Source organism: Flavobacterium sp. CF108 (assembly GCF_900129795.1).
Lineage (GTDB): Bacteria > Bacteroidota > Bacteroidia > Flavobacteriales > Flavobacteriaceae > Flavobacterium.
This window is the reverse complement of sequence record NZ_FQWW01000007.1, coordinates 264,869-285,196: the sequence shown is the minus strand read 5'-3', so window position 1 is coordinate 285,196 and position 20,328 is coordinate 264,869. Positions and strand designations below refer to the sequence as shown.

The 20,328-nt window shown below is 39.9% G+C and carries 20 protein-coding genes; 15 read left to right on the top strand and 5 right to left on the bottom strand.

Annotated features, from left to right (window positions below):
* Positions 1-104: 104 nt before the first annotated feature.
* From BUE10_RS19235 to BUE10_RS19220, 4 genes are read left to right on the top strand one after another with little or no spacing between them, the layout of a single operon-like run.
* Entirely contained in the window at positions 105-497 is a 393-nt protein-coding gene (locus tag BUE10_RS19235; protein ID WP_073487744.1) for a single-stranded DNA-binding protein, read from the top strand.
* A gap of 42 nt (positions 498-539) precedes the next feature.
* Complete coding sequence (locus BUE10_RS19230; protein ID WP_073487743.1) at positions 540-899, top strand: DUF7222 domain-containing protein; 360 nt, start codon at positions 540-542, stop codon at positions 897-899.
* A gap of 25 nt (positions 900-924) precedes the next feature.
* Positions 925-1,308, top strand: a complete 384-nt coding sequence (locus BUE10_RS19225) for a PcfK-like family protein (protein ID WP_073488010.1) — start codon at positions 925-927, stop codon at positions 1,306-1,308.
* Positions 1,305-2,612: a PcfJ domain-containing protein gene (locus BUE10_RS19220; protein WP_073487741.1), complete on the top strand. Its 1,308-nt coding sequence runs from the start codon at positions 1,305-1,307 to the stop codon at positions 2,610-2,612. Before BUE10_RS19225 ends, BUE10_RS19220 begins: the two co-directional genes overlap by 4 nt.
* 96 nt (positions 2,613-2,708) lie before the next feature.
* Here BUE10_RS19220 and BUE10_RS19215 read toward each other — a convergent pair whose 3' ends face one another.
* On the bottom strand, positions 2,709-3,194 hold the full coding sequence (locus BUE10_RS19215; protein WP_143187743.1) for a hypothetical protein: 486 nt from the start codon (positions 3,192-3,194) through the stop codon (positions 2,709-2,711).
* A gap of 535 nt (positions 3,195-3,729) precedes the next feature.
* On the opposite strand from BUE10_RS19215, the gene BUE10_RS19210 reads away from it, so the two are divergent.
* The 4 genes from BUE10_RS19210 to BUE10_RS19190 all read left to right on the top strand — a co-directional run bounded on the left by BUE10_RS19210 (position 3,730) and on the right by BUE10_RS19190 (position 10,202).
* Positions 3,730-4,116 carry a winged helix-turn-helix transcriptional regulator gene (locus tag BUE10_RS19210; protein WP_073488007.1) on the top strand — a complete coding sequence of 129 codons (387 nt, stop codon included), beginning with the start codon at positions 3,730-3,732 and terminating at the stop codon, positions 4,114-4,116.
* A 595-nt stretch (positions 4,117-4,711) separates the two neighbouring features.
* Positions 4,712-6,031: a TolC family protein gene (locus BUE10_RS19200; RefSeq protein WP_073487735.1), complete on the top strand. Its 1,320-nt coding sequence runs from the start codon at positions 4,712-4,714 to the stop codon at positions 6,029-6,031.
* 5 nt (positions 6,032-6,036) lie between these two features.
* A complete protein-coding gene (locus BUE10_RS19195) occupies positions 6,037-7,098 on the top strand; it encodes an efflux RND transporter periplasmic adaptor subunit (protein WP_073487733.1) in 1,062 nt (353 codons plus the stop codon).
* 5 nt (positions 7,099-7,103) lie between these two features.
* Complete coding sequence (locus tag BUE10_RS19190; RefSeq protein ID WP_073487731.1) at positions 7,104-10,202, top strand: efflux RND transporter permease subunit; 3,099 nt, start codon at positions 7,104-7,106, stop codon at positions 10,200-10,202.
* A gap of 80 nt (positions 10,203-10,282) precedes the next feature.
* On the opposite strand, the gene BUE10_RS19185 is transcribed toward BUE10_RS19190, so the two are convergent.
* Together BUE10_RS19185 and BUE10_RS19180 are read right to left on the bottom strand one after the other, a co-directional pair.
* Entirely contained in the window at positions 10,283-11,011 is a 729-nt protein-coding gene (locus tag BUE10_RS19185) for a LytR/AlgR family response regulator transcription factor (RefSeq protein ID WP_073487728.1), read from the bottom strand.
* Complete coding sequence (locus BUE10_RS19180) at positions 11,008-12,087, bottom strand: sensor histidine kinase (protein WP_073487726.1); 1,080 nt, start codon at positions 12,085-12,087, stop codon at positions 11,008-11,010. Before BUE10_RS19180 ends, BUE10_RS19185 begins: the two co-directional genes overlap by 4 nt.
* Before the next feature lie 290 nt (positions 12,088-12,377).
* On the opposite strand from BUE10_RS19180, the gene BUE10_RS19170 reads away from it, so the two are divergent.
* The 6 genes from BUE10_RS19170 to BUE10_RS19145 all read left to right on the top strand — a co-directional run bounded on the left by BUE10_RS19170 (position 12,378) and on the right by BUE10_RS19145 (position 17,100).
* Positions 12,378-13,370: a DUF6268 family outer membrane beta-barrel protein gene (locus tag BUE10_RS19170; protein ID WP_073487723.1), complete on the top strand. Its 993-nt coding sequence runs from the start codon at positions 12,378-12,380 to the stop codon at positions 13,368-13,370.
* 73 nt (positions 13,371-13,443) lie between these two features.
* Positions 13,444-13,692, top strand: coding sequence for a hypothetical protein (locus BUE10_RS19165; protein WP_073487721.1), 249 nt, complete (start codon positions 13,444-13,446; stop codon positions 13,690-13,692).
* Positions 13,693-13,799: 107 nt separating this feature from the next.
* Positions 13,800-14,423 (top strand): Crp/Fnr family transcriptional regulator, encoded by a 624-nt coding sequence (locus tag BUE10_RS19160; protein ID WP_073487719.1) that lies wholly within the window; start codon positions 13,800-13,802, stop codon positions 14,421-14,423.
* Between the two features lie 189 nt (positions 14,424-14,612).
* Positions 14,613-15,221 (top strand): TetR/AcrR family transcriptional regulator, encoded by a 609-nt coding sequence (locus BUE10_RS19155; RefSeq protein ID WP_143187742.1) that lies wholly within the window; start codon positions 14,613-14,615, stop codon positions 15,219-15,221.
* A 312-nt stretch (positions 15,222-15,533) separates the two neighbouring features.
* On the top strand, positions 15,534-16,406 hold the full coding sequence (locus tag BUE10_RS19150; RefSeq protein ID WP_073487716.1) for an alpha/beta fold hydrolase: 873 nt from the start codon (positions 15,534-15,536) through the stop codon (positions 16,404-16,406).
* Positions 16,407-16,422: 16 nt separating this feature from the next.
* A complete protein-coding gene (locus BUE10_RS19145; RefSeq protein ID WP_143187741.1) occupies positions 16,423-17,100 on the top strand; it encodes a hypothetical protein in 678 nt (225 codons plus the stop codon).
* Between the two features lie 73 nt (positions 17,101-17,173).
* Here BUE10_RS19145 and BUE10_RS19140 read toward each other — a convergent pair whose 3' ends face one another.
* Together BUE10_RS19140 and BUE10_RS19135 are read right to left on the bottom strand one after the other, a co-directional pair.
* The gene (locus BUE10_RS19140; protein WP_073487714.1) at positions 17,174-17,731 is read right to left on the bottom strand and encodes an NADPH-dependent FMN reductase; all 558 of its coding nucleotides are present in this window, start codon (positions 17,729-17,731) and stop codon (positions 17,174-17,176) included.
* 107 nt (positions 17,732-17,838) lie between these two features.
* Positions 17,839-18,951, bottom strand: a complete 1,113-nt coding sequence (locus BUE10_RS19135; RefSeq protein WP_073487712.1) for an NAD(P)-dependent alcohol dehydrogenase — start codon at positions 18,949-18,951, stop codon at positions 17,839-17,841.
* 497 nt (positions 18,952-19,448) lie between these two features.
* Here BUE10_RS19135 and BUE10_RS19130 point away from each other — a divergent pair, with 497 nt between their 5' ends.
* Entirely contained in the window at positions 19,449-20,126 is a 678-nt protein-coding gene (locus BUE10_RS19130; RefSeq protein ID WP_073487711.1) for a YceI family protein, read from the top strand.
* The last annotated feature ends 202 nt before the right edge of the window (positions 20,127-20,328 follow it).

Here is a 20,328-nt window from a genome sequence, read left to right as displayed (position 1 = left end):
CTCGGTTCTTGCTTTCTTTTTTTCCGTTTTTTCTTTTGAAAACAATTATGCGGGGCATGGGAAAAGAAATTTAAAAAAGTATTCATCATTAAATTTTAGAAATCATGGAAATCACAGGACGTATTACAAAGGATGCATCGACCCGCAAAGTGGGAGATGAAAAACAGGTCGTTAACTTCTCCATTGCCATCAATGACAGCTACAAGCCCAAAGGAAGTGCCGAATACAAACAAATAACAACTTTTGTCGACTGCTCCTATTGGATGAGTGTAAAAGTAGCCGAGTGGCTTAAAAAAGGGGCGCTTGTTCAGCTCTTCGGGCGTGTAGGGCTAAATACCTATATCGGTCAGGACGGTTCGGCTATGGGGTCGTTGACCTTTCACATCAACAGCTTTAAAATCTTGGCTTTTGCCAAAAAAGAAGATGGGTCTGTAAACGCAGGCAGTACCCCGAAAAAACAAAATAAATCTGACGATCCCGATGACCTGCCTTTTTAAGGGAGGTTCGGATTGTATATATAAACGCCAAAAAATCAAATTATGAAAGCCTTGGAAAAAAACCAATATACGGACTACGATGTAAGCCAAATATTTAACGAAATCATTTTGAGCCATTTGGACGACTATAACGGAAAGAAAAAAGAACAGCTGAAGTCTTTCCTCGAAGACCTGCAAAGAGGGGGCTGTATCAGCGGTATGATAGGGGAATTTATCTATCACAACGACTGCAAGGTTTTTTATATCAAACACCTTGAAGATTTGGAAGCCATTAAGGAGGACTTGGAAGAAGCATTTGGAGAGCCTGTAGCCAACCGATATAAACTACCCCACTACACTTTTTTGTGCTGGCTCTGCTTTGAAGAATACTGCTATGACATCTATAGAAACGCCTTTGAATAATTTCTTTAATCAAACACTTCCCATTATGAAACCATCTGACGACTTTAAAACCGCTATAGAGAATTATCTCCATTCAACTGCGATGAGCGATACAGTCTTGGCTCAGAGCCTTACCAAAGAAACTAAAAACATCGAGAGCTGTTTCAATTACATTTTCGGCGAGGTTAAAAAAACAGGATTATGCGCCTTTGACAATCAGGAAATCTTTGACATGGCGGTCAAATATTATACCGATGATACTATTGCCGAGCATGCTCCCATCAATTGTAAAGTAGTGGTCAATCAGCCTGCAGAGGCTGATTTATTCACTCCTGCTCCTTTAACTGCCCCTCAGATTGTTGCGCAGGAAACTGCGGTAATTCAAAAGCCAAAATCCGCACAAACCACCCTGACACTCTTTGACTTATGAAACCACATACCACCACCGAAAAGCATATCGTTTCGCTAAGCGCATCCCTTGCGCCCATAACCCCTGAAATGCACACTTGGGCAGAGCAGTCTGTTTTTCTCAAATGGGGAGTGCTCTCTAGGGGAAAAATCCATTGTCTGGACTGCGGGCATGCTTGGAAACCTGAATCCCAAAAACAGTCCCTGAAATTTACAAAATGTACCCAATGCAAAGGAAAGCTTAAAATGCACGGATGCAATCAGGTATATTTCAAGGAAATAGAATACAGCGCAGTGGTGACTGTGCAAGCAGATTTTCAGGTCGTGCGCATTATCTGCTCGACCAAACAGATGAAGAAAAACTGCCTGCCCTCCTATTATCATAAGGAGGTAATGCAGCATTGGATCAGCCAAAAAGGCGAAGTACGAACCATGTCACTCAGCACAAACGTATTTTCGCAGGCTTACGATGCGTGGCAGTACTATTCGCCCCTTGAAATCCGTCCAAAGGATTTTCAAAACTCGCCTAAGTACCGTATCAGTCCCTACAGGGTCTATCCACGTTTAAAAGTACTTCCCGATTTAAAAAGAAATGGTTTTAAAAGAGCATTTTATAACATAGCACCTCAGGTAGTGCTTTCATCACTTTTGAAAGACCCCATATCCGAAACCCTTCTAAAAACGGGGCAGGTTTCATGGCTCCGCTATTACCTTCATTCCCACGATCAGCATATTAGGCTAAATTGGCAGGCAGTAAAGATATGCCTTAAAAATAAATATACGGTTTCGGATTTTGGGATTTGGGAAGATTACATCGAACTTCTGCGCTGGTTCAAAAAAGACACCGGCTCTGCCCTGTTGGTCTGCCCTGAGAACTTAAATCAGGAGCATGATAAATTGGTACAGAGAAAAAGAGAATTGCAGAGAAAAAAATACCTAAAGGAAATGCGTGCTGAAATCCAGCAGGCGCAAACTTTGTACGCCCAGGAAAAAAAACAATTCTTCGGGCTTTGCTTTTCAGAGGCTGGGATTACTATTTCGGTATTGGAAAATGTTACCGAATTTATGCAAGAGGGAGATAGTTTAAAACACTGCGTATTTACCAACGAATATTTTAAAAAGAAAGATTCCCTGCTGTTCTCTGCACGAATAGACAATACCCCTGTTGAAACCATAGAAGTTTCCCTTTCCAAAATGGAGATAGCTCAGTGCCGTGGTCTGAAAAATAATTATTCAAAACATCATAAAGTCATTCTGAACCTGATGAAAAAAAACCTGTATCAAATACGATCCCGCATGAAAAAACAGAAAGCTGTAAAAGCCTAAAAGCGGAAAAACCGAAGAAATTTCGGTTTTTCCGCTTGGTAGGATTCAGGCACTTCCATGAACTTGAGCCTTGCCCGGCAATGGAGTAACACTTGCTTATAAGCACGCAGCTGAAACATCCTGAACTATAATAGACAATACAGTATCCATGCGTTTTTGCACAATCCTTCTGCCAAAAATATAAAACATAAATGCCCATACTGTAGAGCGAAATTGGAAACGATACTCAAACTCTATAATGCCGTATCCCTTCTTTTCCAAATCTTCACTAACAAAATAAAAGTAATCAATACAGCCCAGACCTCTGTACCGCCAGGAACTAAAATCATAAATCATTGCTGAGAAAGATATTCCCGGAAGATAGGTATTGAGTTTTCTAACTGCATTACCCCCATCTTCAAAATAGATCCTGTGCTGATAACCTGGTCTGAAAAAATGGATGTTGGGCAATACATAAAAGAAAGCCCCGACATACCCAATGTTATTAAAAACGCTCAGGTGGTCAGACATAAATACAATATCAAAGGCCTTTTCCGGCGCAGTATCAATAACAGCATAAGATTTCACGCTTTGCACTCTCACGAACTCCAATTTTATATCAGCACTTTGAGTATGTCTGAAAATCAGGATAAATCAATGATAATCAATACCTAAATACCATGTTGCTCCAGCAATTTTATGACATATTGTTTTATGAAAAACATTACTATCGTAGAGGTAACTGTTATTTTAAGAAAGTTAAAGAAGAAAGCAGTCTGATAAAAATCATTTAAGCTGTTAATAAACCTTGTTTGTATAATAAACAGCAGGATTTGTATAATAAACAAAATAGCAAAAGCGGTATATAATAAGTTTGACTTATCAAATTCAAAAAAATAGTTGCATAAATTCCTGACTTAAAACTATTTAATGGAAAAATTTCACATTTACTGTGGCCTTTGCTTCATTCTTAAAATTAAATGCTCAGAAAAATTTTTATTTAAAACATACGCTGATCGTAAGACATAAAGTATAAAATTTTTACTCCAAATAAATTAACATATAACCTGAAAGCAACGATTACTTTAACTAACTAAACCTTCAGATCAGACTCATGGAAGCTATTAAAGACCAAAACATGCCAGATAAAAGGCACGATAAATCATCAGTCATGCAATGCAAATTGGAGGTACTTCCTGTCATGGATGCCATGTATATAATAAGTGGTAAATGGAGGATTCCCATAACAATAGCACTTATGCAGGGAAATAAAAGATTTGGCGAAATTCAAAAAGAAGTTTCGAAAATAACAGCAAAGGTATTGTCTCACGAACTTAAAGAAATGGAACTCAACGGATTTGTTAACAGAAAAATTTACACAGAAGATTCGTTAAGAATTCAATATGAACTTACCGATTACAGCATGTCAGTAAAACCTGTAATTTTGTCTTTAAGAGATTTTGGAATTGAACACCGCAAAAAAATACAGGAAGAAAGAGGAAGGAAATCTTTAGAGACAAAATAAAAATACAATGTTATGGAAAGTTGTTCAATTGAGAGATTAAAAAGACTTTAGCTTTTTTAGAAAGCAAACAGCGTGAACTTAAAAGACACGGCGAAAATAATACCCACAGTATTGAATCAATAATTAAATATCTAAAAAAAGATATGCTGGAGCAATTTCAATTAGCACAATACGACACCTGTATAAAAGACAAAATAAACAATACAGGAGCTTTTATTAAAAGCATCCAAAACATTACTCTCTAAAAAATCACTAATTAATGATTATTAAAATTTTAGACCTAACTATTCCTCCAAAATAAAATTTAGATTTCATAAAACCAGCCATATGTTTTCACTCTGGTTTTATTACACAGTTTGCAAATGTATCTTTGTAATCAAAAAAACAATAGCTCATTGCCGGAATAAAACCTTTTTTACCCGGAACTTTAATTCACTTTCAATTGTCCTTATTTTATATTTTTTTACAACCTGCTTTTTTAATATCAGCCGGGCAAACAAGTTGGTATAAGAACAGGGGGATTTAGTATAATAACTCAAATAAGCCTTATTAAAACAGGTATTTTGGTCGCCATAATGACAAGAGTACTATTTTTATGAGCAAAATTATCTATACTGCCCTTCTGATTTTCCTTGGCTGGAATATGTCAGCGCAGGATTCCTGGAATCTTAAACAGTCCATCGAATATGGACTTGAGCACAACCACAACAATACCATTTATGCTAACGAGAAAATTGCCGCCGATGCCAGAGCCCGTGAAGCGCTAGCGGACTATCTTCCACGGGTGAGCCTGAGTTCAACACTCGATGACAATCTTAAACTCCAGCAGACCATAATCCCAGCGGGTATATTTGGCGATAAGGACTTAAAAGTGAGTCTTTCCAAGCAATACAGCACCAATGCTACCGCCCAGCTTGATCAGGTCATCTACAACCAGTCACTGCTCACAGGTCTGAGAGCCAATAAATACAACCGTGAGCAGGCTGAGCTTAATGCGCAGCAGTCACGCGAATCTATTATATATAATATCACCACTGCTTATCTCGATATCTTTATCTACCGCCAGCAGCTTGAACTCATACAATACAATCTGGATACCTATCAAAAACAGATTGATATCCTAAGGCTCAGGGTAAACAAAGGAGTAACACTGCAAAAAGACCTCGATAAGATACAGGTGGATTACAACAACAGCCTCTCTCAGAAAAGGGTAGCCCAAAGCAACCTCGAACTGGCACATAATGAATTAAAATTCGAAATGGGGTATCCCCTAAGCACACCTCTTCAGGTGGATACTGTTGTCCCGGGACACCTGGCCTTGGAATATAACGGCGAATTCTCAGCCCCTGCCCGCACGGATTACCGCCTGGCGGAACTTGATGTTCGACTCAAAGAAATAAAACAAAAAACCATCCGAGCCGAGGCGCTTCCTACCCTTACTGCCTATGCTCGTTATGGTGCTGTGGGATTTGGAGATGACCTTAAACAATCCTACAATGAGCTTAATCCTTTCTCAGCCGTTGGTCTTAAACTTACCATCCAGACCCTGGATTTCTATAAACGAAGCGCCCGATACCGTCAGGCGGATATCGAACGCCTGAACTCGGAAGAAAACCTAAAACTCGTTCATGACCAGTATAAAATGGAATTCAATAATGCCCAAACAAAACTCCAGCAAGCACAGGTCAATGTCGAGAATGATCAGCGTAATGTCACCCTTGCCCAATCGGTTCTGGGGGTAACAGACCTACAGTTCCAAAAAGGAACCACAGACCTCACCGATTGGATCACTACTCAAAATGCACTCAAGCAATCCCAACTCACCTATCTCAGTTCCCTCTATAACTATTATCTGGCACGCATCGATCTTGAGAAAGCAGCCGGTACATTGCAAAATTTTTACAATTCACTTTAAACACCATGAAGAAAAAATCAATTATTGCCTTAGTAGTATTAGGACTTATTGTCCTGATCGTTTTCAGGCTCGCTTCCAACAAGAATACTATCGATAAACGCAACAGCCCCATCGCTACAAACCCTACTGCTATCCCTGTTACAGTAGCGACCGTTGTCCAAGAAACCCTTCAGAGTGCTCTTCTAAAAACAGGAGAACTCGCTCCCTATAAACAAGCAACAGCACTGGCTACAGCCAGCGGAAATGTTCTAAAACTAAATTTTGAGCTCGGAACACAAGTACAACAGGGACAGCTATTAGGGCGCATTGATACAAGACTCCTGCAGTTGGATCTTCAAAAATCACAATCCAGTGCTGCCAAACTCAAGCGTGATCTGCAGACCTACAGTGAACTCCTTGAAGGAAATGCTGCCACCAGGGAAAAAGTGGAAGAAATACGCCAGAATTACACCGAGGCCATCAACCGCTCCTCACAGCTCCAGCGCCAGATTTCAGATGCTACCATAAAAGCCCCAATTAGCGGGACAATTTCTGCAAGGCCTGTAGAAGAAGGTGTTTTTGTGACCTCAGGAACTCAGGTAGCCACTATTGTAAACCTATCGCGAATCAAAGTAACGGTAAGCCTGAGCGAATCAGAAGTATACCAGATCAAAGAAGGACAAACCGCTACACTTCAAACAGAGGTGTATCCAGACAAACAGTGGCTGGGCAAAGTATCCTATATCAACCCGCAGGCCGATGCCGCGCACAGCTATGCCGTGGAGATTACCGCTGAGAATAATAAAGAGGCGCCTCTTAGATCGGGTACTTTTGTAAAAATAAATTTCTCTAATAATAAGCCTCAAACGGCCCTGCTGATACCCCGTGAAGCGCTTCTGGAATCTACCAGTGATGCCTCGGTGTATATCATCGAACAAGGCAGGGCAATTTTGCGCCCCATCAAGGTTGGAGCTCAATACAATAGCCGCATTGCAGTACTTGAAGGTTTAAGTCCCGGACAAAAGGTAGTCACCTCAGGTCAGATCAATCTACAAAACAGAACACCAGTGATCCTATCAAATAATTAAAAATTATGTCTATAACTGAAATTGCCATAAAACGGCCTTTGCTGCTCATTGTAATCTTCACCGTACTGGTGCTTTTCGGGTTGCAATGCTATCTGAACCTAAACTATAACCTGCTCCCTAAAATTGAAGTCCCAACCGTATCGGTCAGTACAATCTATCCCGGGGCATCTGCCTCTGAGGTACAGACCTCAGTGACTAAAAAATTAGAGGATGCCTTCGCCGCAGTGGAAGGTCTCAATCAAATGAATTCTACCTCACAGGAAAGCGTATCACAGATCACTCTGCAGTTTAAAAGCGGAACTGATATCAATCAGGCCGAACGCGCCGTGCAGCGTAAAGCAGACCAAGCTATTAATGACCTTCCTGCCATATCGGAAAGACCTCAGGTCAACAAAGTCAATTTAGAGGAAACTCCCGTTATTAAAGCCGGAGTAACCGCTAGTATGCCCCCGCGTGAACTATATGAATTTGTTGACAACCAACTAAGGCCCATCCTGCAAAATGTACCCGGTGTAGGACAGGTAATTATAATCGGAGGAGACAAGCGCGAGATACAAGTGCATATCAATATGGAAAAGCTCCAGTACTACGGACTCTCGCTCTCGCAAATTACCCAGGCCATAAAAAACGCCAACCTCTCCTTCCCTGCCGGAAATATCGAAACGCCCAAACGCCAGGTATCCATACGCTATGATGCCAACCTGCAATCCCTTGAACAGCTCCGCAGCATATCAGTGTCAACCACCAAACAAGGCAGCACCATACTGCTCTCTGATATTGCCGAGGTAACAGACGCTGCCAAAAAAACCACTGCTATAAACCATATCAACGGCACACCTTCCATTGGGGTGCAGATCATAAAACAAACCGATGCCAATGCCGTTGATGTGAGCCGCGAGGTTAAAAAAGCACTTACCGGCATTGAAAACCAATATAAGGATCGAAAACTGAAATTCACTATTTCTTCTGATCAAAGCATCTATACCCTGAGCTCAGCCGACGCAGTAATACACGATCTTATGCTCGCCGTTTTTATTGTTGGAATTGTTATGCTCGCTTTTCTGCACAGCCTTAGAAGCTCGCTTTTTATACTAGTGGCACTCCCTGCCTCCATCATCCCAACCTTTATTGCCATGTATCTCCTAGGGTTCTCTCTCAATATGATGACCCTTATGGCCATGTCCCTGGTGGTGGGAATCCTTGTGGATGACTCCATAGTGGTGCTCGAGAATATCTACCGCCATCTTGAGATGGGAAGTGACAAACGAACCGCTGCCCTTGAAGGCCGTAATGAGATTGGCTTTACTGCCCTGGCCATTACACTGGTAGACGTAGTGGTATTTTTGCCCCTTTCTCTGGCCGGTGGAATGATAGGATCCATACTTAGGGAATTCTCGTTAGTGGTGGTAATCTCCACCCTTATGAGCCTTTTTGTGTCTTTTACCATAACACCACTTTTAGCCAGCCGTTTCGGCCGTGTCGAAGAGCTTAATAATGACAGTCTCTGGGGTAGTATTAATATGAATTTTGAATACTTTCTGGAAAGTCTTAAAGAAGAATACGGCAAAGCCCTAAAATGGGTATTGGGTAAAAAAAGATGGCTGCTCTCAGGTACCATCCTTCTGATTATAGGCAGTATCGCTTTGGTACCTGCCGGGTTTATCGGCGGGGCCTTCATACCGGCTACAGATCAGGGCGATCTGGTGATCAACCTTGAACTTGACCCCACAGCTTCGATTTACCAAACCAACATGATGACCCAAAAAGCAGAAGCCATTCTCTTGGCGCAGCCTGAGGTAAAACAAGCTTTTTCCAGTATCGGATTTGTAAGCGGTAGTGTTTCAGGGGCAGCCTCTAATGCCAATCTTGCCGAGATAACCACAACCCTGGTCGATAAAAAACAACGTTCGATTTCCTCCGAGGATTTCGGTATCGCCATGCAACAAAAACTCAGCCGGGTACTCCCGGGAGTAAAAATAACAGCCTCTGCCATTTCCATAACCGGTAATGTCAACAGTGCCCCAGTGCAGATTGCCATCAAAGGCACGGATATTAAAGAAGTGCGAAAGATTGCCGAACAATATCGCAAAGCAGTAACAGAAGTACCCGGAACCCAGTTTGTCAAACTCTCGGTAAAAGACCCAAAACCCGAGGTAGACATCAAACTAGACAGGGAAAAAATGAGCCTTTTAGGACTTAACAGCTCACAAGTGGGCCTTGTCCTGCAAAATGCCTTTAGCGGTAATGACCAAAGTCTTTTTCGCCAAAATGGTAATGAATACGATATTCGTGTAAGCCTGGATGAGTCCAATCGCTCCGATATCAGTAGTCTGCGTAATATGCCCCTTGTCAACGACCATGGAGAAACGATACTGCTGGGGCAATTTGCCACTGTTGGAGAAACCCTTGGAGAGACCACATTACAGCGTATCGACCGTCTGAACTCCATTACCGTACAGGCCAATGTTGCCGGACGCCCCACTGGAACCGTAACTAGTGAAATAAAGGATAAAACAGCCTCTATTAAAGCCCCTGCAGGGATCACCATACAATATCTGGGTGATGCCAAAAACCAGGGAGAGGCCTTTGGAAGCCTTGGTCTGGCACTGCTTACCGCCATCATTCTGGTATACCTGATCATGGTAGCACTTTATGAAAATGCCGTGTATCCTTTTGTTGTGCTCTTCTCCATACCAGTTGCATTAGTAGGGGCGCTTCTTGCCCTGGCACTGACCATGGAGACCCTGAACATCTTTACCATCATTGGAATGATCATGCTCCTGGGACTGGTATCTAAAAATGCGATCCTGATCGTAGATTTTACTAACCATCTACGAAGCGAAGGTCATACCGTTCATGAGGCGCTACTGGAGGCCGGAAAAGAAAGGCTCCGTCCTATTCTTATGACCACCCTGGCGATGATTCTTGGGATGCTCCCTATTGCCATTGCCAGCGGATCGGGTTCTGAAATCAAAAATGGAATGGCGTGGGTAATCATCGGAGGGCTTAGCAGCTCAATGGTACTGACCCTTTTTGTGGTACCAAGCATGTATCTGATTATTGATCGTCTTATAAGCGTAGTCAAACCTCACAAAACAGAATAACCGCCTGTGTGCCTTTTTATATGCCAGATAGCCAGTCTTTAAAGGACTGGCTATCTATTTTTTACGGGATTGTATATTTTTTAAGTACCTTCCGTATTAAAGGAACCACTTGCATATTTGTTGAAAAATTCCTTCTTGAAAACTTCTCCTAAAGGGATTTCAGTCTCTCCCAAATAAATAGTATGATGGTCAAAGGAATCAATAAAGTTCCTGTTGATGACATAAGATTTACTGACCCTCATAAAAATTCCCGCAGGGACCTTCTGATGGATGTTTTTAAGGTTCATCGCCGTAATAAGCTTATTGGTTTTGGTATAAATCACAACATAATCCTTAAGCCCTTCGATATAACGGATATCCCCAAAGGCAATCCTGTGGAAACGACGATCAGACTTTATAACCAGATAATCTTCATTATTGGTCTCAACAGTGCTTTTTTCAGTTTCGTCGGAAAGTAATCCCAGATAGGTTGTGGCTTTGAGTATAGCCTTCTCCAAACGGGATTTTTCTATAGGTTTTAAAAGATAATCAATAGCATCAAGCTGATAGCTCTTAAGGGCATGTTGAGGATAGGCTGTAGTAAATACAATCAGACTTTGTCCGGGAATCCTCTTAGCAAACTCCAGACCCGTGACCATAGGCATCTGAATGTCCAGAAAAATCAGATCAACAGTATGACTCTTTAAATATTCCAAGGCAGTTTGTGCGTTGGAAAAAGTCCCCAGGATCTCAAGATTAGAAACCTCTTCCACGAGCGCCTTCATCTCCTCACGTGCCAGAGGCTCATCATCAATAATTATACAGTTCATATGGGAATATTTAAATTAACGGTAAATTCATTTTCGCCCCTAGTAATATCAAGTACAAAATCATCTTCATATAAAAGCTTCAGGCGTCTTTTTATGTTAGGCAGACCTAGTCCGCTGCTCTCGGTCTCAGGAGCAACATACAGAGGATTCTTGGAATTGCGGCATATAAATTCCAATCTCCTGTCTTTCACTTCCAAAGTTATAAAAATATAAGCAGGGGTCTCCCCTACATCCTCACTATGTTTAACCGCATTCTCTAAAAAAGTAGTAAAAAGATTCGGCGGTATAAAAATCGTACTGAGTATTTTTGCAGAAGTTTTACTCTGGATATCTATAGTCAGATGATCACGGCGAAGCATCTCCAGATCCATAAAATTGGAAAGGAAATCCATCTCGGATCGCAGAGGAGTCTTTTCCTCATTATTCTCATAGAGCTGATACCTCAAAAACTCCGAAAGTTTCATAATCACCTGAGTTGCCTTTTCAGGATTACTGCGTATAAGAGCCTTTATGCCATTGAGCATATTGAAAAGAAAATGCGGATTAATCTGATTGCGAAGCTCCATGAGTTCCATCGAAAGGGTAAGATTGCGCAGCTCAGCAATCCTCTGGCTGTCGATCTTCCATCGTTTGAAAAGCTGAAAGGCCGTGGTCATGAAAATAATAGGAATCACAATGATAATACCCTCGTAAAAACCCGTATCGTCAATACCGTTCTGACGCACTTCGGCCAGTCCCTTAGGATCGAGATAGATTTTAAGTATACCCGACATGAGTCCCAGCACTACCACAACGAGTATAAAAAGAAAGATAAAATAAAGAATATAATGGCCTCGAAAAAACAAACGCGGCACCAAAACATACATATTGATATAAAACATTACAATAAACAAAAGATGTACGCAAAGCAGCCTTAAATATTTGATCTCCCCGGTATACTCCTTGAGCCAGTTCGAGAAAAAAACAGTTGCCAAAAGTCCCAGCCATAAAAGTGCATGCCTTGCAATGCGATAACGGTCCTCAACAAGCAAATCAATTGCTTCTTTATCCCTGATCTGTTCTGTGGCATGCTTCATAGTGCTGTCTTTAAATTAATTAGTGAGACAAATATAAGGCATTGCCTTTTTTCAATCATACAAAATTATACCAAACCCCTTCCTTGTACTACAAATTTTCCCAAATAATCCATTTAGTCGAATTTGGAAAGGATTTGGTATAAAATCAAAAAAGTGTATTGCCATTATAACTTCTTTTGTTCCGAGAATTACCCGCAAGAATTTACATGGGCTGATTCCTGCCGGTAACAATTCCATGGGCTAAATCCAGGAGACCAGATCACAAATTGCTATTAATTAAATGTAAAATTATGAAAATTCTAAAAAAAACACTTTTTGTCTGCTGCATACTCTTGCCATCTCTGGCATGCTTTTCTCAAACAGCATCTGACAGCATCAAAAAAAAGGTTATTGCCTACGCCGCGGACAAGTTCCCTGTTACCCGTGCCCTTAATGTGGAATTCACGCACGTTGCTCCTTACAATTTTACACCTGAGATGGGCAATACAAAACTGCCTGAGAGTAGAGTTGACGGACTCAATCAGGCAAAAATAAGCGCCAATTATAATTTCATCAAAACAAGGAAATGGATGCTCGGGGCAACCTTTGGATACAAGTACCTCAGTTCCGAATCTCTGCTTACCTCACCAACAACAGCAGAGAAAACAGCCGTTGAACAAGACTTCCATTACCAGTTCAGCGCCCTTAACTTTGTATATTTCACCAAGCTCTTTAAAAAAACAACATTCTTTAGCTCCACTGTTATGGTTGATGGAAGTGAGCAGCATTTCGAACGTGTAAAAGGGATACTCACCGGAACAATGGTACTGACCTCTAATGAAAGAACCAAACTTAGTATAGGTTTCCTTGTCAATATTGATCCCAGCGCACAAAGTCCCTTTATTCCAACGGTTTCCTATGAACACCACTTTAACAACGGACTTATTCTCGATATCAACCTGCCTAAGAGCATGATGTTAAGAAAAAACGTATTTGAAAACGGAAGAATCTCCCTGGGTACCGAACTGGATCAGACCAACTTCTATTTGTATAACATCGACGGCACTTCAAAAAAATACGAATTCAGACAGCTTGATATTAATTCAGGATTGCTTTACGAACATATGATTGCCAACTATTTCCTTCTATCAGCCAAAACAGGAATCAGATTAAGTCCCAACGGAAGAATATTTGAAAAGAGCGGTTCCTTTGCCGATCCGGTTTTTGAAATTAAAAACGATCCGACTTTTTACATGAATTTTGGTGTGTCGTTTAACCCTTTTGCTAAATACAAGAAAAGATAAATCTTTTACTGACTTTGGTATAGCAAGCTTTAGCATAGCGCTCAAATCTAAAATAACCTAAGCAAACAAAACCATGGAAGGCACAATATATCACACAAACACTGCCGGAGCATTATACTCGTTGTACATAACAGACGGAATATTTTTAATTTTTGAACTTATTGACAACTGTAACCTCTCCAAAGGCGATATTATCAAAACCTCTGCACAAGGACTCGGTGATGTATTACTGTATAATGTGTCCACCGGGATTGGTTTTGAGGCTTATCTTGATAATTTTGTAGTGGGGGAATCCTTTGCGAAAAAAGCATGCCAGCTATAATAAACGACTTGGGGGGTAAAAAAAATAAAATACTTAAGCGATACATAATCTGATCAAGTGTCAGTACAAAGTCGATATTTCTTATATTTACTGATTATAACAAAAGCATGGACAATACCACACATTCATCATATACTGAGCCTATTACAGCGCAATTGATCCGTTTTTTTAACCAGTTTTTCCCCTTAAACGATAAGGAACAGGAGGAAATCATACGATTGTTTTCAAAAAGAGCCATAAGGCGCAAGGGTTATCTGCTGCAGGAAGGCGATATATGCCGTCATTACTTCTTTATTGTTTCAGGCTGCTTTAAAATGTTTGCCGTAGATCCCGCAGGAAAGGAACACAACCTGCAGTTTTCAGTTGAAAATGATTGGATCAGCGACCTTCAGAGCTTTTATGAACAAAAACCAAGCCGCCTGTATATTGAAGCGCTCGAGCCTTCGGTAGTGCTGCAGATACAACATGATGATCTCTTATACCTTTTTATTAATTACCATAAATTTGATCGTAATTTCAGGATTATCACCGAACAAAAATATATGGATTTTCAAAATCGTATTCTTCAAAATATCAGCTCCACAGCTGAGGAACGTTATGTAAGTTTTGTAAAGCAGTATCCGGGATTATTTAACAGGGTGCCCAATACTCAAATTGCTTCCTATCTCGGGATCACCCCTGAGTTTTTAAGTAAAATAAGAAAAAAGATTGTAGCGGATCACGAATTATAGCTCCCTTTTCATATTTTGTAAAAGTTGCACGTATGCATTACACTTAGGGATGCTGAGCCAGCTTTGCTGCCTATAGGACCGCCGCTGGCCCAATTATTAAATACAGTCAGATTTTGATATTGCAAAATTTTTAATTGATTTACTTCACTTCGCTAGAATATTAAAGCTGCATTGCCAGTTAAAAGGGATATGGAAATAAAAGATATAAGTAAAATTAAAAAGAAACTACTTGAAACTGCCGAAACCTTATTCTCCGATAAAGGGTATAACGGAACATCAATCAGAGAAATAGCACGGGCAGCAGATGTAAATCTCGCCCTGGTGAACTATCATTTTGGGTCTAAGGAAAACCTGTATCTGACCATTTTCCAAAGAAGATTTTTGGCCTATCAAAATGCACTCTTAAAAATGGATCAAAACCAGGGAGCCGCTAAAAAACTAGACAGCTTTCTGGATATTTACGGCTCTTTCATAGACACGCACCGCAATTTTCATCGTCTGCTCAGCAGGGAATTGACACTGCTGCACCAGTCAGCCATTAAGGAAGTAATCACAAATGGTACCCATAAGAATTTTGATCTGGTTAAAAGTATTATCCTCGATGGCATTCAAAGCGGTATTTTTAGAAAGGTGAATGTAGATCTGGTTGCTCTGAATATTATAGCATTTGTACCTCGAGTTTTCTCAGGAAGCCCTTTTATAGACGACCTGTTTAAGTCGCAAAATTCCCCGCTTGACAATAAAGAGACACTCAGTACTCAGCTCAAGGAATATTTTTATGCTATCCTAAGCAAATAAAAAAAGGCAATTCTTCACCCGCAAAAAAAATAAATTTGGATTAAGACTCTGTGCAATACCCAAGTCAAAACCTTGCGACAAAAAAACATAGTGTTCCCCTGGTCCCGCAACAATAAACTAGTTTAGGAAAAAATCTTAAACTCCAAGTGAATTATGCTTTATTTTGTAACTTCTTATCATTACAAACCTCATTAATTTTCAGCACTTTACATTACAAAATTCAATTTAGTCTTAAACTAGTTCAAGTATTTTTATTGAAATAGATTATTGCTGAGAATTCATTTAACTTTTAATTTTGTAAAAAAATACACGATGAAAAAATATCTTATAATTCTATTGGTTTTAACCAACAGCCTTGTGCAGAGTCAGCAAAAAAGTCCTGTCACTATGCGTTATGCCCTACAGCAAGAGGCCATAGACCCGAAAACACCTTCTTATGGCAATAATCAAGCAGCAGGGCATTACATAACATCTGGCGATGCAAAGATCTATTATGAACTATATGGTAAGGGGGAACCTGTTGTACTGCTCCATGGGGGTATATTGGGGTCTACCTTTGAGATGTACCATTTCATTGACAGTCTAAAGGTAAATCATCAGGTGATAGCCATCTCTACCAGAGGACATGGAAAATCAGAACTGGGAAACCAACCCCATACCTACGAGCTAAAAGCCAAAGATGCCGCCACGGTATTAAATGCAGTAACAAAAGATAGTGCCACCGTGATAGGTTTTAGCGACGGAGGCTATACCGGCTACATGCTTGCAAGCCTTTACCCTGCCAAAGTTAAAAAATTAGTGGTCGTTGGAGCAGCAGAAAGGCATCCTGGAGACCCCGGAAATACTATTACTGTTGAACAGGCTTTTACCCTTGACAAGGCCTTTATGGATCAGCAGCTGGCCCTGATGCCCGAGCCAAAAAGACTCCCGGAACTCTTTGAACGTGTGGAGGATGAATTCAACAACAAACTTGTGGCCGACCAAAAACTCTTTAACACTATTAAATGTCCTGTCCTGGTCATGGTTGGTGATCTCGATAATTTTGTTTCTGTTGAACATGCCGCTGCTGCCGCTAAGTTTATTGCAAAAGGCCAGCTTAGTGTTATTCCCGGTGCGGGTCATGGCGCTTTTCTGCAAAAGTGGGCTGTTGCCTGGCCGGCTGTCCAATATTTTTTACAACATTAAATTGAAAGTCTAATTAATGAAGATGATAAATATCTTTAAATGTGCAGTGCTGATGGTGCTTTTTAGCCCGGGTTTATTTGCGCAAAAGATAAAACTTACCGATACTAACTTAAAGCCAGTGGGGGTCTGCCTTTCTCAGAGTAAAGTAAAGGGAAACAGAACCATACGGGTCGTTAAAGATTCAACCATAGTTCTTGATGATGAAGCAACCTATGCCAGGATCAATAATCTTGAATTTGCGCAAGGCGTTATTGAAGTAAAAGTGTTGAGTAAAATTCTAAAAAGTGCCCCTTCCCACGCACGAGGCTTTATAGGTATAGCATTTCAAATTAATGAGGATAATTCCAAATTTGAAGCCATCTACCTAAGACCAGCAAATGCCATGGTAGAGGATCAGCTTCGTAGAAACCGTTCTACACAATATTTTGCCTATCCCGACTTTAAATTTACAGACAGCAGAAAAATTGCTCCTGGCCTTTATGAATCATATGAGCATATGGAGCTCAACAAATGGATAACCATTAAAATTGTAGTTAAAGGACAACAGGCGAAACTATTTATTGACGGGCGCAAACATCCCACTTTGGTTGTAAATGATCTTAAGATGGGTTTGGGTGCCAAAGGCGGCATCGGCCTGTTTGTTGACATTGGCACCGAAGGCTTTTTTAAAGATCTTGTCATTTACAACCAATAGTTCAGGCCTTTCATACTTGTTATTTTATTTCTAATTATTTACTGCAGGTCAGACTGCAGTATCAGCATTACGATTATTTTGCATTTTGATTAAACCATACTATGTAACTATCAACTGCTTCTTTAATAAAGTCTTTTGTGCCCCCTTCTTTAATAGTCCCGCTTTCATCAAAAAGTTCATTAACCTTCGCAAGGTAAACTTCGGGCTGTTGCATTACAGGTATGTTTAAAAACACGAGACTTTGTCTTAAATGATGATTGGCTCCAAAACCACCTACAGCACCAGGGGAATTACTAAAAATTGCTCCCGGCTTACCATCCCAGACACTTTTACCATAAGGACGCGAGCCAACATCAAGCGCATTTTTAAGTACAGCCGGTACAGATCTGTTGTATTCGGGTGTAATAAAAATAAATCCGTCCAGTTGTTTTACCTCATCCCTAAAAGAGATATAAGCTGGCGGGACTTTATTATTATCGTCAAAATCCTGATTGTAGAGGGGCAGGTCATCCAGCCTGATTGTTTTGAATTCAAAGCCTTCGGGCGCCATAGCCAGTAGGGATTTACCTATTTTTTTTGAAAAAGATTCTTTACGCAGGCTTCCTGCGATTATACCAATTACTTTGCTCATGATTTTATATTTTTTATTAATGACTTCTCAGCAGTTACTTTTCAACAACATTGTTACTTATGTAATTTACAAAAAAACTGCCGGTTACCCGGCAATATCTTAATCAATTATGCATTATAATCGCCTATTAAAAGCACTGATTTAATAGTCCTTCCCTTTTCAGAATCTTCAACCGCCTGATTGATATCTTCAAAAGAGTAAGTTTTAATAAGCTTGTCAAAAGGAAACTGGCCGTGCTGATACATTTTTATCAGTTTAGGAATAAATTCCTGTGGTACACTGTCACCCTGGTTTACAAATTTAATTCTAAAGCCTTTGGTTAGGAAAATATTGGTTTCAAGCTCTAATGGTTTTGTAGCAACGCCAATTATGGCTATTTCACCTGTCGGTGCCAAAACAGCCAGTGAGTTATTAATAACCTCATTGCGTCCGGTAGTATCTACAGCATACTGAACACCATTAGGCAGTATTTCTTTAATGCGTTCCTGAACATTTTCTCTCATACTATTTATCGTATGGGTAGCCCCTAGTTCTTTGGAAAATTCCAATCGCTCATCGTTAATATCTACTGCAATAATTGTGGTTGCAGAGCTGGCTTTTGCAGCCATAACTGCGGAAAGCCCTACTGCACCGGTACCCGATATAACCACCGAACTCCCTACTTTAACTTTTAGCGTGTTGATTATGGCTCCGGATCCTGTTTGTATACCACAACCTAAGGGGCCTAAAATTTCTAAAGGCGCATCTTTAGGCACTGCGATCACATTATTTTTATGGGCAATAGAATAGGTTGCAAAAGAGGATTGTGAAAAGAAATTATCATTAATTGGTTTGTGGTCATGATCATGATGGCTGTGGGTTCCATCTACGCGCGCGCCAGAGAAATTTCTTTGAAAAAATTCATAACAATACGCTGGGGTCCCACTGCGGCATATCTCGCATTCTCCACAGTAACCATAGGTAAGCACCACGTGATCACCAACCTTTAAATGGTGTACATCTTCGCCAATTTTTTCTATAATACCGGCCCCTTCATGGCCAAGTATAACCGGGAAATTTGGCGACCCCATGATAAAATCACGTGCTACCAAATCTGTATGACATATACCCGTTGCTACAATTTTAACTAACACTTCCTCTAAGCCCGGCTCATCAAGAAGAACTTTACTAAGCTTAAAATCACTCCCTTTTTCACCAACTATTGCTGCTGTAATTTCCATAAATTTAAATTTTAAAGTTGCTGAATTTGGTATGTTTATTTACTCATACCATAAATTATAATTAAATGTTTTAGTAAAAAGATGCTATTGCTATTTCAAAAGAAGAGCCTTAAAATGACAATAATAACATCAATATTTCGGCTATAAGTTTAGATAAAAAAATATTCCTTATAATCTTCCTATCAAAGTTCTTTATAATTATAAACATATGCCCTTAAACTATATTAAGAAATACTCTTAATTTAGTTTAAGTAATACACTTAAAATCAGATAATATAATCCTCTTTATATCATTATCGGTTATATCCTTAAAAAAGGGTAGATATCATTTTGCTAACCTCTTAAAATCATCGATAGTAAAACCCATGATAGTTTTTTTCCTTAAATTGTCACTAAATTTCTGATTATTGTAACCCCGTCTATTTTTAATCAATGAACTTTGCATTAAAATAGGACTTGTAAGTAATAAACCTTTTAATCTATTTAAACATAAACAAATGAAAAAATTTAATGTATTAACATTGGCAGCGGTTACTTTATTTTTAACGGCATGTGGTGGAAAATCATCAAGCGAAACAACAACAGGCGAAGAACAACAAGTTGCCGAAAAAAAGGGAGAAGTATTGGTAGTGAACTTCCAAAGGTCTAAAGTAGACTGGAAAGCATTTCACAAAGGGGGTTTTTCACCTCGTTGGGGAACACTTTCCATTAAATCAGGTGAAGTCTCAATTGAAGCTAACGAGCTAACAGCAGGTGACTTTGTAATAGATATGCAGTCACTTAAAGTAGACCCGGCATCGGTGACCGAAAAAGACAAAAAATATTCGGAATTAGAAAGCCACCTAAAAAGCGCTGACTTTTTTGATGTTGAAAAAAATCCAACTGCTGGCTTTAAAATTACCAGTGTTACTAACTTAGATACTCCCGTAAAAGACGCGGTAGAAGGTGCTAATAAAACGATAAGCGGTAACCTTACCCTTAAAGGCAAAGCCCTTAATGTGACTTTCCCTGCAAAAGTTACTATAGTAGACGGTACTGCAACGCTACAGGCTAAATTCACAGTTAACCGTACAGATTGGGATATCAAATTTGGAGCTTCACAAGCAGATCCTGCAGAATGGATGATCAGTAAAGATATTGAGATTGGTATTAATGTAAGTGCAGCCAAAAAATAAGCTAACGGTTAATTATTATTCTTAAAGAGGCTGTCTAAAATCTTAGGCAGCCTCTTTTTTACCTTGCTCTATTGCTTTGTCTCATAAAATCAAAAAAAACTACATTAAAATCCTACTGTTTAATTGTCAATAATAATGCTAACGTGCTTTAAGACAATCCATTTAACAACCTGCCAAAACCCATTTGTAAAACAGCTTTTTG

Coding starts and splice junctions, on each gene's coding strand:
- BUE10_RS19140 (WP_073487714.1), bottom strand. CDS start 17,731: ATGAGCAAAGTAATTGGTATAATCGCAGGAAGCCTGCGTAAAGAATCT.
- BUE10_RS19220 (WP_073487741.1), top strand. CDS start 1,305: ATGAAACCACATACCACCACCGAAAAGCATATCGTTTCGCTAAGCGCA.
- BUE10_RS19210 (WP_073488007.1), top strand. CDS start 3,730: ATGCCAGATAAAAGGCACGATAAATCATCAGTCATGCAATGCAAATTG.
- BUE10_RS19230 (WP_073487743.1), top strand. CDS start 540: ATGAAAGCCTTGGAAAAAAACCAATATACGGACTACGATGTAAGCCAA.
- BUE10_RS19190 (WP_073487731.1), top strand. CDS start 7,104: ATGTCTATAACTGAAATTGCCATAAAACGGCCTTTGCTGCTCATTGTA.
- BUE10_RS19150 (WP_073487716.1), top strand. CDS start 15,534: ATGAAAAAATATCTTATAATTCTATTGGTTTTAACCAACAGCCTTGTG.
- BUE10_RS19155 (WP_143187742.1), top strand. CDS start 14,613: ATGGAAATAAAAGATATAAGTAAAATTAAAAAGAAACTACTTGAAACT.
- BUE10_RS19145 (WP_143187741.1), top strand. CDS start 16,423: ATGAAGATGATAAATATCTTTAAATGTGCAGTGCTGATGGTGCTTTTT.
- BUE10_RS19180 (WP_073487726.1), bottom strand. CDS start 12,087: ATGAAGCATGCCACAGAACAGATCAGGGATAAAGAAGCAATTGATTTG.
- BUE10_RS19165 (WP_073487721.1), top strand. CDS start 13,444: ATGGAAGGCACAATATATCACACAAACACTGCCGGAGCATTATACTCG.
- BUE10_RS19170 (WP_073487723.1), top strand. CDS start 12,378: ATGAAAATTCTAAAAAAAACACTTTTTGTCTGCTGCATACTCTTGCCA.
- BUE10_RS19200 (WP_073487735.1), top strand. CDS start 4,712: ATGAGCAAAATTATCTATACTGCCCTTCTGATTTTCCTTGGCTGGAAT.
- BUE10_RS19235 (WP_073487744.1), top strand. CDS start 105: ATGGAAATCACAGGACGTATTACAAAGGATGCATCGACCCGCAAAGTG.
- BUE10_RS19195 (WP_073487733.1), top strand. CDS start 6,037: ATGAAGAAAAAATCAATTATTGCCTTAGTAGTATTAGGACTTATTGTC.
- BUE10_RS19185 (WP_073487728.1), bottom strand. CDS start 11,011: ATGAACTGTATAATTATTGATGATGAGCCTCTGGCACGTGAGGAGATG.
- BUE10_RS19160 (WP_073487719.1), top strand. CDS start 13,800: ATGGACAATACCACACATTCATCATATACTGAGCCTATTACAGCGCAA.
- BUE10_RS19135 (WP_073487712.1), bottom strand. CDS start 18,951: ATGGAAATTACAGCAGCAATAGTTGGTGAAAAAGGGAGTGATTTTAAG.
- BUE10_RS19130 (WP_073487711.1), top strand. CDS start 19,449: ATGAAAAAATTTAATGTATTAACATTGGCAGCGGTTACTTTATTTTTA.
- BUE10_RS19225 (WP_073488010.1), top strand. CDS start 925: ATGAAACCATCTGACGACTTTAAAACCGCTATAGAGAATTATCTCCAT.